The following is an 11,645-nucleotide window of genomic DNA, read 5'->3' on the forward strand; positions in this document are numbered from 1 at the left end:
CTGCACGACGCGGTGCGTTCGGTCGAGGTGCCGGTGGTCGAGGTGCACATCAGCAACGTGCACGCGCGCGAGAGCTTCCGGCACCACTCGTGGCTGTCGCCGGTGGCCGCCGGCATCATCGTCGGCTTCGGTGTCGACGGCTACGTGATGGCCATCGAGGCGCTGGCGCGGCGTGTCTCGCGCTGAGTCCAGTACTTGTCGAAGAAGTAGTGCATCACGGTGTTGACCACCGGCTCGACGAAGGTGATCGCACCGGCTATGGCCACGCTGCCGGTCAGTGCGTAGCCCACGGTGAACGAGGTGACGAGGTGCAGGACGCCGAAGGTCGCGGTCTTGGCCATGGTGTGATCTCGCTTGCAGCGTGTCGGTGAGTTGGCCGACATGGTCGCCCGGCGCGGCGCGGGCGTCCAATCGGCTCGCCTGATGGCGGCGATAGCGCCGGCGGGCATGGCCGGCGGGTGTCCCCCCCCTGTTTGCCGCTCTCGCCGCGCCCGCGCCTTCGTGGCACGATCGGCCCTGGAGACGATGGCGATGTCGCAGCTGGCGTGGTGGTTGGTGGCGGTGCTGGCGCTGGCCTGCGTGGCGCTGCTGGGCCTGCTGCGTCAGCGGCGAGGCGCCCCGGGGCGCGAGCCGGCCGAGCGCCGCGAGGCTCCGGCTGCAGCCGCCGTCGAGCCGCGCACCTCCCGGCCCGAGCCGGGATCGGTTCCCGGGGGCGGGCTGGCGCCGCTGCCCGGGCCTGCAGCATCGCCGCGCAGCCCGGTGGCGGCCCTGGTGACCCCCCCGGCGGTCAGGCTGCCGGCCACCCTGGTCGCGTCGCGCGCACGCCGCTACGAACTCCGTGATGCCGGTGCGGAGCCGGCCCTGACGCTCGAGCGTGCCGGTGCCGTCGAATGGCGACAGGCGTTGCCGCTGTCGGCCACGCCGATGCAGCGCGAGGCGCTGTCCGCCATCCTCGCCCATGCGCCGCTGCTGGCGGTGCTCGGTTCCGGCGACGCCGATCTCTATCGGCTGTCCTTGCGCGCCGGTGCGGCGCTGCCGCTGGCGCGCGGCGAACTGGCGGCCTCTTCGCTGCGCGTGGTGCCGGCGCAATCGCTCGACGCGAATCGTGCCGCGGCGGTGGCGGCCGTCGTGATGGCGCTGCACTGCGCGCCGGTGTACCTGCGCAGCCAGCGCCAGGAGGTGGCCGCGATCCAGGCCGAGGCGGCCGAGTGGTTGCGCCTGTCGTCGCCGGAAGACGAGCGCCTTCGTGCGCTGCTGCAGGAGCTCAGCCGCTACCTGCGCGAGGTGGAAGAGAACCACGCCGGTGCGGTGCGCAAGCCGGTGTTCGTGGCCCGCGTGGCCGACTTCGGCGCGCAGACCGAGGCGCAGTGGCGCGCCGCCGCCGACGGCGCCTCGGCCCAGCGGCTCCGGGTGGAGCAGGCGCTGGCCGGGCTGCCGGAAGCGGAGGCCGACTGGCTCGCGCGGGTTCAGGCCTACGCCCTGCGCCAGCGTGTGGCCTGCCACGCCGCGCGCATGCTGGCCGCCTGGCATGGGCTGCGCCTGGCCCTGGGCGAGGCTGTGCCCGCCGCCACGCTGGTGCTGCACGCGGCGCTGCAGGCGCAGCGGGCTGCCAACCGCGACGACGCCGGCATGGCCCGCGGCGCCGCGACGCGGGGCTGGGCGTGGCCGCTCGCGCCCGAACCGGGGCTGCGCGCCGAGCGTTCGCTGGCAGCCGTGCTGCAGGCGATCGAAGCCGGCTTCGCCGGCGAGTCCAGCCTCGCGCTGCTGGTGCGCCTGGATTCGCTCGGCCAGGTCTGCGAACTGCGCAGCCCGCCGCTGGCCGATTGAGGCGGGCGCTCAGCGCGCCAGCAGCTGGTTCAGCGCGGTCACGTCTTCGGGCTTGAGCAGCCCGGCGGCTTGGCGCAGGCGCAGCGAGCCGACCAGCACGTCGTAACGTGCCTTGGCGAGGTCGCGCCGGGTGCTGAACAGCTGGGTCTGCGCGTTCAGCACGTCGAGGTTGACGCGCACGCCAACCTTGTAGCCGAGCTGCGTGGCCTCCAGCGCGAGCTGGCTGGACGACTCGGCAGCCTCCAGCGCCTTCACCTGCGCCTGGCCCGACTGCACGCCGAAGAAGGCCTGGCGCGTGCCCTGGGCGACGCCGCGACGCGCGGCCTCGAGGTCGTTGCGCGACTTCTCCTCCAGCGACAGGGTTTCCTTCACGCGGTTCTGGATCGCGTAGCCGGCGAACAGCGGCATCTGCAGCGTCACGCCGATGCTGGTGTTGGTGCCGGTGCCCGAGGCGTCGAAGCTGAACGGCGGTGCCGCCAGGTCGCCGCTGGTGGACACGCGCGACTTGCCGACGCTGCCGTTGAGCGTGACGGTCGGCAGGTGCCCGGCGCGCGCCTTCTCGGTCTCCAGCCGCGCGACGTCCAGGCCCAGGGTGGCCTTGCGCACGACCGGGTGCTCGCTGTCGGCGCGCAGTACCCATTCGTCGACCACCGGCGGCTGCACCGGCGGCAGCACCACCGGCACGGCCAGACCCTTGGGGCTCACGCCGCTGCGGCCGACCAGCTGGTCGAGCGCAATGCTCTTGGTGCGCAGGTCGTTCTCGGCGGCGATCTCCTGCGCGGTGGCCAGGTCGAAGCGCGCCTGGGCCTCGCGGGTGTCGGTGATGGTGGCGGTGCCGACCTCGAAGTTGCGCTTGGCCGAAGCCAGCTGCTCGCTGATGAAGGTCTTGTTGGCGCGGGTGGTGGCCAGCGCGTCCTGCGCGGCCAGCACGTCGAAGTAGGCCTGGGCGACGCGCACGATCAGATCCTGCTCGGCAGCCTCGAAGTCGGCGCGCGAGATCGCCAGGGACTTCTCGGCCTGGTCGATGGTGGCGCTGTTGGCCTTGTTGTACAGGCTCTGGCTGGCGCTGAGGCCGGCGCTGACGCTGTTGGTGTCGGTGCTGCGCGTGCTGGAGTAGGGCGTATCGGCGGTGGTGCGGGCGCCCTGCACCTGCAGGCCCACCGACGGCCGGTTCAGCGCCTTGGCCTGCTCGGTGCGGTACTGCGCCGATTCCAGCAGCGCCCGCGCGGCGAGGTAGCTGGCGTCGTAGCCGCGCGCCGCCTCGTAGACCTCCTGCAGGCTCTGGGCGTGCGCGCTGGCGCCGAAGGCCAGGCTCAGGGCCAGGGCGAGGGCGGCAGGGGCGGACGAGGGGCGAAGGCGCAGGCGTTGCATGAGGGGTCCTTTGGGGTCGCGGGTCTCGGGCAGGAAGGATCAGTAGCGCGGCACGCCCGGGTCGACCCTTGTCGACCAGGCGTCGATGCCGCCGGCGAGGTTGTAGACCGACTCGAAGCCGGCGCGCTCGAGGAATGCGACGACCTGCGCCGATCGCATCCCGTGATGACAGATGCACAGGATGGGCTGCGCCGGGTCGAGTTCGGCCAGGCGCTGCGGAATCTGGCCCATCGGCAGGTTCAGCGTGCCGGCTTCCGGGATCCGGATCGCGGCCAGCTGCACCTCCCAGGGCTCGCGCACGTCGAGCAGCAGCGGCTCGCCTTCGGCGGCAGCCTCGCTGGCCCACTGGCGCACCTCGGTGACGGGAAGCTGCTTCATCAGAAGTGGAACTTCGGCGGCTCTTCGAAGCCCTGCAGGCGCTGGGCCACGGTGTCGAACAGCTCGACGCTGGCGAAGCCATGTTCGCCGCTGCGCGTGACCAGCGTGCAGCGCATCACCGGCTGCTGGCCGACGATGGCGATCAGCCGGCCGCCGACCTTGAGCTGGCCGAGCAGGCCCTGCGGCACTTCGGCCACCGAGCCCGACAACACGATCACGTCGAACGGTGCCTCGGAGGCCAGGCCGCGAGAGCCGTCGCCCTGGCGCACGGTGGCGTTCATCACCGCGGCGCGCCTGAGGTTGTCGGCGGCCAGCTTCGCCAGCTCCGGCACGATCTCCATCGTGGTGACGTGCTGGGCGCGGTGCGCCAGCAGGGCGGCCATGTAGCCCGAGCCGGCGCCGACTTCCAGCACGCGCTCGTGCTTGTGCACGTTGATCTCCTGCAGCATGCGCGCCTCGACGCGCGGCGCCAGCATGCACTGGCCGCCGGGCAGCGGCACCTCGGTGTCGACGAAGGCCAGCGAGCGATAGGCCGCGGGCACGAAGTCCTCGCGCTTGACCACGGTCAGCAGCGAGAGCACGGCGGGATCGAGCACGTCCCAGGGGCGGATCTGCTGCTCGATCATGTTGAAGCGGGCTTGTTCGATGTTCATGAAGGACTCCTCCGGGTAACCCCGCATTTTATTTCGCCGGGGTCAGGGCGCCGCCTTGACCTGTCGCAGCCGGGCGGCCGGCGAAGCGGCGTTTCAGCCAGGCCGACAGGTCGTCGAGGTAGCAGTAGATGACCGGCACCACCACCAGCGTCAGCAGCGAGGAGGTGATCACCCCGCCGATCACCGCCTGGCCCATCGGCGCGCGCTGCTCCGAGCCTTCGGTCAGCGCGAAGGCCAGCGGCACCATGCCGAACACCATCGCCAGCGTGGTCATCAGGATCGGGCGCAGCCGCACGCGGGCGGCGTGCAGCAGCGCTTCCTCGCGACCCAGGGGGGCGACGTCGTGGTCGAGGCCGTGCTCGCCGGCGTGCTCGCCGCGGCGGGAGCGGATCGCGAAGTCGATCAGCAGGATCGCATTCTTGGTCACCAGGCCCATCAGCATCACGATGCCGATGATGGAGAACATGTTCAGCGTCGAGCGGAACATCAGCAGCGCCAGCACCACGCCGATGAGCGTGAGCGGCAGCGAACTCATCAGCGCGATGGGCTGCAGGAAGCTGCGGAACTGGCTGGCCAGGATCATGTAGATGAACACGATGGCCAGCGCCAGCGCGCCCACTGCGTACTGGAACGACTCGTTCATGTTCTTCGTCGAGCCGCCGAACACGTAGCGGTAGCCGGGCGGCCAGGCGATCGAATCGAGCACCTTCTTCACGTCGGCCGACACCTCGCCGGCGCTGCGGCCGAGTGCGTTGGCGTCGATGTTGATCTCGCGGTTGAGGTCGCGGCGGTTGATTTGGTTCGGGCCGGTCGAGGCGCGGATGTCGGCCACCTGCGCGAGGCGCACCACGCGCGGCGAGCCGTCGGCCGCGGCCGCCACGGTGATCGGCAGGCGCTGCAGGTCGCCCAGCGCGTCGCGGCTGGAAGGCGGCAGGCGCACGTTGACGTCGTAGTTCTCGCCGTCGGGCGCGCGCCAGTTGCCCACCGTGTTGCCGGCGACCAGGGTGCGCAGCGTGCCGGCCAGCGCATTGACGTTCAGTCCGGCGTCAGCCGCGGCGTCGCGCTTGACCTCGATCGAGACGGTCGGCTTGTCGTCCTTGAGCGTGCTGTCGAGGTCGACCAGGCCCGGGATCTCGCGCAGCTTCGCGGTGATCTGGCGCGACAGGCGTGCCAGCTCGCCGAGGTCGTTGCCCTGGATGGAGAACTGCAGGCTCTTGTTGCCGCCGAGGTCGGTCGGGCCGATGTTGGTGACGGTGACGCCCGGCACGCGGGCGAGCCGGTCGCGGAAGGGCGCGACCAGCTGCGCGATGCTGCGCTTGCGGTCCTTGCGGTCGGCCAGCCGCACGTAGACCGAGGCGACGTTCTTGCCCGAGCTGAAGCCGCTGTTGATGGTGGTGACCGTGTAGCGCACCTCGGGGAACTCGCGCAGCGCGGCGTCGACCTGCTTCGCGCGCATCTCGGTGACCTCGAGCGACGAGCCCACCGGCGTGTAGAAGTTGACCTGCGTCTCCGACAGGTCGGCCTTGGGCACGAACTCCGCGCCGAGGATGGGGATGACGAAGAAGCTGCCGACGAAGGTCGCGGCCGCCAGCCCGAGCGTGGCCAGCTTGTGCTGGAGCGACCAGCCGAGAAGATGCTGGTAGACGTCGCCGAGCCATTCGGTGAAGCGGTCGAACTGCAGCGTCACGCGGCCGAGCGTCTTGTCGTACAGCGTCACCGGCGGGCCGCGATGGGTGCCGTGCGCGGCCGGGTCGTGCCAGACGCTGGAGAGCATCGGGTCGAGGGTGAAGCTGACGAACATCGAGATCAGCACCGCGGCAACGATGGTGATGCCGAACTCGTGGAAGAACTTGCCGACGATGCCGCCCATGAAGCCGATCGGCAGGAACACCGCGACGATGGACAGCGTGGTCGCCAGTACCGCCAGGCCGATCTCCGCCGTGCCGTCCAGCGCGGCCTGGTGGGCGGACTTGCCCATCTGCACATGTCGCACGATGTTCTCGCGCACCACGATGGCATCGTCGATCAGCAGGCCCACGCACAGGCTGAGCGCCATCATCGTGATGCCGTTGATGGTGAAGCCGAACCAGTACATGAACAGGAAGGTGCCGATCAGCGCGATCGGCAGCGTCAGCCCGGTGATGACGGTCGAGCGCCAGCTGTTCAGGAAGAGGAAGACGATCAGCACGGTCAGCGCGGCGCCTTCGATGAGCGTGCGCTTGACGTTGGCCACCGACACGCGGATGCCGCGCGAGTTGTCGCGGTTGACCTCGACCTTCACGCCCAGCGGCGTGACCGACTTCGCGTCATCGAGCGCCTTGTACAGGCCGTCGACCACGGCGATGGTGTTCTCGCCCTGCGACTTCTGCACCGACAGCAGCACCGTGCGCTGGCCGTTGTAGAGGGCCAGGCTCTCGATCTCCTGCGGGCCGTCGACCACGTCGGCCACCTGCCAGAGCTTGATGGCCTGGCCGTTGCGGCGCGCGACGACGATGTCCTTGAAATCCTCCGGCCGCTTCAACCGCGCGTTGATCTGCACCACGCGTTCCTGCTCGGCCGAGCGGATCGCGCCCATGGGCAGTTCCTGGTTCTCGCTGCGCACCGCGGCGACGATCTGGTCGACGCCGATGCCGAAGGCCTCGAGCGCCGCCGGGCGGATGTGCAGGTTGATCTCGCGCTCGACGCCGCCGACGAGCGTCACCGAGCCGACGCCGCGCACGTTCTGCAGCCGCTTCTGCAGCACCTGCGAGGCCCAGGTGCTGAGGTCCTGGGCCGACTTGCTGCCGTCGGTCGACAGGATCGCCACGTTGAAGATCGGCGCGCTGGCCGGGTCGAAGCGGAAGATGCGCGGTTCCTCCACCTCGTCGCGCAGCATCGGCCGGATCAGCGCGACCTTCTCTCGCACGTCTTCTGCCGCCTTGCGTCCGTCGATGTCGAGGTTGAATTCGACGATCACGATCGACGTGCCCTCGTACGAGCGCGACGACAGCGTGCTGATGCCGGCGACGGTGTTGACCGCCTCCTCGATCTTCTTCGTGACCTCGCTCTCGACGATCTCCGGCGAGGCGCCGGGGTAGTCCATCTGCACCACCACGGTGGGCAGGTCGATGTTCGGGAACTGGTCGACGGCCAGCCGCTGGTAGCTGAACAGGCCCAGCACCACGAAGGCCAGCATGACCATCACGGCCATGACCGGGTTGGCGATCGAGACGCGGGTGAACCACATGGCGCGTGGTGCCTAGCGCGCGGCCGAGGCCGCGGCCGGGCCGACCAGCCGCACCGGCGTGCCGTCGCGCACCGCGCCGGCCGTGCCCGTGGGCACGGTGGCGCCTTAGGCCAGGCCGGCCGGGTTCGCCACCCAGGGCTGGCCCTGCAACTCGCCGCGCGCGCCGAGCGGTACCGGCTTGAGCACGGCCTTGCCGTCCTGCACCTGGAGCACGTAGGGCTGCGAAAGATCGGTGCGCACCGCCGCCAGCGGCACCGCCAGCGCCTCGGTCTGCGCCACCTCGACGCGCCCGCGGGCGAACAGGCCCTGGCGCAGCGCCGGGTGGCTGTCGACCGCCAGGTAGACCAGCACCGAGCGGCTGCCGGTCTGCGCGCTCGGGTTGATGCGGGCCACGCGGGCCGTCACCGGCTCGGGCAGGCCGTCGACCTGCAGCCGCGCCGCCTGGCCGACGGCGAGCTGCACCACGTCTTCCGGCGCGACCGCGGCCTCGAGTTCGACGCGCGAGAGGTCGACGATCTCGACGATGCGCCCGTCCACCGGCACGCGTTCGCCGGGCTGCGCCAGGCGCTGCGATACCAGCCCGGCAATCGGCGCGACCAGCGTGCCGTCGGCGCGCGCCTTGCGCGCCAGCTCCATCGCGGCCAGGGCGGCCTCGTGGTTGGCGCGCGCGGCGGCCTCGTTGTTCACCGAAGTCTCGAGGCCGGTGGGCGAGATGAAGCCCTGCGCCACCAGCGCGCGGTTGTTCTCCAGCGTGCGCCGTGCGATGTCGAGCTGCGCGCGCGCCGACGAGGCCTGCTGCTCCGCCTGGCGCAGCCGCCAGTCGAGCTCGCTGGTATCGAGCTGGCCGATCACCTGGCCGGCCTTGACGCGATCGCCCTCGCGCACGCTGAGCACGCGCAGTTCGGCAGCGACCTTGGCCTTGACCAGCGCGGTGTTCACCGCCTTGAGTCCGCCGGAGACCTCCAGCGTGCGCGCCAGCGCCACCGTCTTCGCCACGACCACGTCAGCCGGGGCGAGGTCGAGCGCCAGCGTCTCGCGGGCAGGGGCCGCGGCGGCCTGTTCGGTGCGGCGCTTGTCGAGCGCGCGAAGCACGCCCACGCCGACCAGCAGCACCGCCAGCAGGGGCAGGATCCACTTGAGGTGGCGCTTCATGCGACGCCCCGCGCCGAGGCCGAGGGGTCGGCGCGCAGGCCGTGCAGGACGATGTCGACGTGCTGCCGGATGAAGCCGTGCGGGTCCATCATCTCGGTGGCCGGCGCGCAGGCCCCCAGCGAGTGCTTGTGCAGGCACAGCATGATCATGGGGAAGACCAGCGACATCACCGTGCCGTGCACGTCGATGGGACGGAATTCGCCGCTGCGGATGCCTCGCTCGACGATCTCGCCGACGAGTGCGGTGGCCGGTTCGACCACGGCGCCGCGATAGAAGGCGGCGATGTCGGGGAAGTTGCGCACCTCGGTGATCACCAGCTTGAAGACGGCCGAGGTCGGGCTGTCGAACACCCGGCTCCACCACTCGGTGAAGACCTCGCGCAGCAGCGAATCGCACGAGCCGCGGTAGCCGCGCGCGTACTCCGTCACGGCTGCGATCTCGCTGGACAGGCGCTGACTGATCACCGCCTTGAGCAGTTCTTCCTTGCTGGGGTAATAGAGATAGAGCGTGCCCTTGGCCACGCCGGCTCGCGCCGCGACCTCTTCCGAGCGGGTGGCGGCGAAGCCCTTCTCGGCGAACAGCTCGAGCGCGGCGTCGATCAGCTCCTGCGGGCGGGCTTCCTTGCGGCGCTGGCGCGGCGGGTGGGTGGGGGTCGCGACGGGTGTGGACATCGTCATAATGACTGACTGGTCAGTAATGTACCTGCCCGGGTAGGCATGGGTCAAGCATGCCACGGCAGTCTGGCCAAGACCTTGCGCTCCCCGGATCGGGGTGCCGGCCCGAACAAGGCCGCCGCTATCATCCGCGCCACTTTCAGACCCGGAGAACTGGCTTGGACGTCGCGCAGTGGATCTTCCTGGCCAAGGCGGCCGCCATGGGCGTGGTCGAGGGCCTCACCGAGTTCCTGCCGATCTCCAGCACCGGGCATCTCATCCTGGCCGGCTCGCTGCTCGGCTTCACCGACGACAAGAGCAAGGTCTTCGACATCGCCATCCAGACCGGCGCGATCGTCGCGGTGATCATCGTCTACTGGCAGCGCCTGCGAGACACGGCGGCGGGCCTCGGGCAGGGCACCCCGCAGGCGAAGCGCTTCACGCTCAACGTGCTGATCGCCTTCGCGCCGGCGGTGGCGCTCGGCCTGCTGTTCGGCAAGGCGATCAAGGCCAACCTCTTCACGCCGACCGTGGTGGCCACCGCCTTCATCGTGGGCGGCTTCGTCATTCTCTGGGCCGAGCGGCGCAGCGTGGCCGCGCGCATCCACTCGGTCGACGAGATGACCCCTTGGGACGCGCTCAAGGTCGGCCTGGTGCAGTGCGTGGCGATGATCCCGGGCACCAGTCGCTCGGGTGCCACCATCATCGGCGGCATGCTGCTCGGGCTGGACCGCAAGGCGGCCACCGATTTCAGCTTCTACCTCGCGATCCCGACGCTGATCGGGGCCGGCGTCTACAGCCTCTACAAGGAGCGCGCACTGCTGTCGATGGCCGACCTGCCGCTGTTCGCGGTCGGGCTGCTGTTCTCGTTCCTCTCGGCCTGGGTCTGCGTGCGCTGGCTGCTGCGCTACATCGCCAGCCACACTTTCACGCCCTTCGCCTGGTACCGTATCGCCTTCGGCGTCGTCGTGCTGGTCACCGCGCAGATGGGCTGGGTCACCTGGCACGAGTAAAGATCAAGTCCCACACACCGTGGCCGAGCTTGAGGCCGCGGTTCTCGAACTTGGTCAGCGGCCGGTAGTCGGGCCGCGGCGCGTAGCCTTCGAAGCGGTTGGCCAGCAGCGGCTCGGCCGACAGCACCTCCAGCATCTGCTCCGCATAGGGCTGCCAGTCGGTGGCGCAGTGCAGGTAGCCGCCGGGGGCGATGCGGCTGGCCAGCAGCGCGACGAACGGCGCCTGGATCAGCCGGCGCTTGTGGTGGCGCTTCTTGTGCCAGGGGTCGGGGAAGAACACGTGAACGCCGGCCAGCGAGGCGGGCGCGACCATGTGCTCCAGCACCTCGACCGCGTCATGCTGCACGATGCGCAGGTTCGTCAGGCCCCGTTCCTCGATGCGCTGCAGCAGCGCGCCGACGCCGGGCGGGTGCACCTCGATGCCGACGAAGTCGGTGGCGGGCCGGGCGGCGGCGATCTGCGCGGTCGCGTCGCCCATGCCGAAGCCGATCTCGACCACCCGCGGCGCCTCGCGGCCGAACGCGGCCGCGAAGTCGGCCGGCTGTGCCGTGTACGGCAGCACCCAGCGCGGGGCCAGTTCGGCCAGCGCACGCACCTGGCCCGTGCCCATGCGGCCGGCGCGCACGACGTAGCTGCGGATGGCGCGGCGAGGCGGCTTGTCGTCTGGAGGCATGCTCATGAGGGCGCGCATTGTGCCCGAGCGGCCGGCGCGCCGCGGCGCGCTAAACTAGCGCGCAGTGCGGGTGTAGTTCAATGGTAGAACGGCAGCTTCCCAAGCTTCATACGAGGGTTCGATTCCCTTCACCCGCTCCAGGAATCGTGACGAAGAGGGCCCGCCAGGGCCCTCTGTCACATGTGCCGGAGGAGGGCGGGCGATGAGCCTCGAGATGCTGCGCGTGGGAGTACCCCAGCCGCTGGTCGATGCGGTGCAGGCGTCCCTCATGGTGTCGCCCGCCGGGCCCTTCGATGTCATCGCCCTGGCCGAGGGCGCCGCCTTCGACGCCGGCGACTTCGACGCACTGCTGCTGCCGCAGCACACCGGCCTGGCCGACCTTCCCGCCCACGCCGCGGCCACCGCGCTGGTGGTGGTGGCCGAAGGCGACGACGCCACGCCGCTGCTCGGCTGGCTGCGCCAGGGTGCGGCCGACGTGGCCGGCCCGCACGACCTGCGTTCGCCCGGCTTCGGCGCGCGGCTGCGCGTGGCGGTGGAGCGCCGCCGCATCGAGCGCGAGGCGCGCCAGGCCTACGCCACCGACCTGGCCACCGGGCTGCCGCACCGACAGCAGCTGGTCGAGCACATGAGCCACCTGATCGCCCTGCGCGAACGCCAACCCGCCCCGATGGCGGTGCTGGTGCTGCGCGTCGAGGGCGT

The 11,645-nt window shown here is 70.7% G+C and carries 11 protein-coding genes, 1 tRNA gene and 1 pseudogene; 5 read left to right on the plus strand and 8 right to left on the minus strand.

What is annotated here, in order from left to right; genetic code table 11:
- On the plus strand, positions 1-186 hold a 186-nt coding region (locus AB7U92_RS11955; RefSeq protein ID WP_428576735.1), incomplete at its 5' end, for a type II 3-dehydroquinate dehydratase.
- Here the strand turns inward: AB7U92_RS11955 and AB7U92_RS11960 are convergent.
- The gene (locus AB7U92_RS11960; RefSeq protein WP_428576738.1) at positions 141-341 is read right to left on the minus strand and encodes a DUF2061 domain-containing protein; all 201 of its coding nucleotides are present in this window, start codon (positions 339-341) and stop codon (positions 141-143) included. The genes AB7U92_RS11955 and AB7U92_RS11960 overlap by 46 nt on opposite strands.
- 160 nt (positions 342-501) lie before the next feature.
- Here AB7U92_RS11960 and AB7U92_RS11965 point away from each other — a divergent pair, with 160 nt between their 5' ends.
- On the plus strand, positions 502-1,827 hold the full coding sequence (locus AB7U92_RS11965; protein ID WP_428576741.1) for a hypothetical protein: 1,326 nt from the start codon (positions 502-504) through the stop codon (positions 1,825-1,827).
- A 9-nt stretch (positions 1,828-1,836) separates the two neighbouring features.
- Here the strand turns inward: AB7U92_RS11965 and AB7U92_RS11970 are convergent, their stop codons facing one another.
- The 6 genes from AB7U92_RS11970 to AB7U92_RS11995 all read right to left on the minus strand — a co-directional run bounded on the left by AB7U92_RS11970 (position 1,837) and on the right by AB7U92_RS11995 (position 9,278).
- Positions 1,837-3,198: a TolC family outer membrane protein gene (locus AB7U92_RS11970; RefSeq protein ID WP_428576744.1), complete on the minus strand. Its 1,362-nt coding sequence runs from the start codon at positions 3,196-3,198 to the stop codon at positions 1,837-1,839.
- Positions 3,199-3,237: 39 nt separating this feature from the next.
- A complete protein-coding gene (locus AB7U92_RS11975) occupies positions 3,238-3,576 on the minus strand; it encodes a rhodanese-like domain-containing protein (protein ID WP_428576747.1) in 339 nt (112 codons plus the stop codon).
- Positions 3,576-4,229: a protein-L-isoaspartate O-methyltransferase family protein gene (locus tag AB7U92_RS11980; protein WP_428576750.1), complete on the minus strand. Its 654-nt coding sequence runs from the start codon at positions 4,227-4,229 to the stop codon at positions 3,576-3,578. The genes AB7U92_RS11975 and AB7U92_RS11980 overlap by 1 nt, the downstream gene beginning before the upstream one ends.
- 28 nt (positions 4,230-4,257) lie before the next feature.
- A complete protein-coding gene (locus tag AB7U92_RS11985) occupies positions 4,258-7,455 on the minus strand; it encodes an efflux RND transporter permease subunit (RefSeq protein WP_428576753.1) in 3,198 nt (1,065 codons plus the stop codon).
- Between the two features lie 105 nt (positions 7,456-7,560).
- Complete coding sequence (locus AB7U92_RS11990) at positions 7,561-8,607, minus strand: efflux RND transporter periplasmic adaptor subunit (RefSeq protein WP_428576756.1); 1,047 nt, start codon at positions 8,605-8,607, stop codon at positions 7,561-7,563.
- Positions 8,604-9,278, minus strand: a complete 675-nt coding sequence (locus AB7U92_RS11995; RefSeq protein WP_428576759.1) for a TetR family transcriptional regulator — start codon at positions 9,276-9,278, stop codon at positions 8,604-8,606. Before AB7U92_RS11995 ends, AB7U92_RS11990 begins: the two co-directional genes overlap by 4 nt.
- Before the next feature lie 161 nt (positions 9,279-9,439).
- Between AB7U92_RS11995 and AB7U92_RS12000 the strand changes: the two genes are divergently transcribed.
- Positions 9,440-10,273, plus strand: a complete 834-nt coding sequence (locus AB7U92_RS12000; RefSeq protein WP_428576762.1) for an undecaprenyl-diphosphate phosphatase — start codon at positions 9,440-9,442, stop codon at positions 10,271-10,273.
- Here AB7U92_RS12000 and trmB read toward each other — a convergent pair.
- Positions 10,257-10,952: a tRNA (guanosine(46)-N7)-methyltransferase TrmB gene (gene trmB / locus AB7U92_RS12005; protein ID WP_428576765.1), complete on the minus strand. Its 696-nt coding sequence runs from the start codon at positions 10,950-10,952 to the stop codon at positions 10,257-10,259. The genes AB7U92_RS12000 and trmB overlap by 17 nt on opposite strands.
- A 60-nt stretch (positions 10,953-11,012) precedes the next feature.
- Between trmB and AB7U92_RS12010 the strand changes: the two genes are divergently transcribed.
- Positions 11,013-11,086: transfer RNA gene (locus AB7U92_RS12010), tRNA-Gly, on the plus strand.
- Positions 11,087-11,148: 62 nt separating this feature from the next.
- A pseudogene (locus AB7U92_RS12015) lies at positions 11,149-11,645 on the plus strand (GGDEF domain-containing protein); the annotation flags it as partial.

Origin of the sequence: Piscinibacter sp., assembly GCF_050175855.1 — a bacterium.
In the GTDB taxonomy this organism is placed as follows: domain Bacteria; phylum Pseudomonadota; class Gammaproteobacteria; order Burkholderiales; family Burkholderiaceae_C; genus Piscinibacter.

What these genes read in the sequence shown, in the direction of transcription:
- AB7U92_RS11960 (WP_428576738.1), bottom strand. Translation starts at nt 341, where the DNA reads ATGGCCAAGACCGCGACCTTCGGCGTCCTGCACCTCGTCACCTCGTTC.
- AB7U92_RS11970 (WP_428576744.1), bottom strand. Translation starts at nt 3,198, where the DNA reads ATGCAACGCCTGCGCCTTCGCCCCTCGTCCGCCCCTGCCGCCCTCGCC.
- AB7U92_RS11975 (WP_428576747.1), bottom strand. Translation starts at nt 3,576, where the DNA reads ATGAAGCAGCTTCCCGTCACCGAGGTGCGCCAGTGGGCCAGCGAGGCT.
- AB7U92_RS11980 (WP_428576750.1), bottom strand. Translation starts at nt 4,229, where the DNA reads ATGAACATCGAACAAGCCCGCTTCAACATGATCGAGCAGCAGATCCGC.
- AB7U92_RS11985 (WP_428576753.1), bottom strand. Translation starts at nt 7,455, where the DNA reads ATGTGGTTCACCCGCGTCTCGATCGCCAACCCGGTCATGGCCGTGATG.
- AB7U92_RS11990 (WP_428576756.1), bottom strand. Translation starts at nt 8,607, where the DNA reads ATGAAGCGCCACCTCAAGTGGATCCTGCCCCTGCTGGCGGTGCTGCTG.
- AB7U92_RS11995 (WP_428576759.1), bottom strand. Translation starts at nt 9,278, where the DNA reads ATGTCCACACCCGTCGCGACCCCCACCCACCCGCCGCGCCAGCGCCGC.
- trmB (WP_428576765.1), bottom strand. Translation starts at nt 10,952, where the DNA reads ATGAGCATGCCTCCAGACGACAAGCCGCCTCGCCGCGCCATCCGCAGC.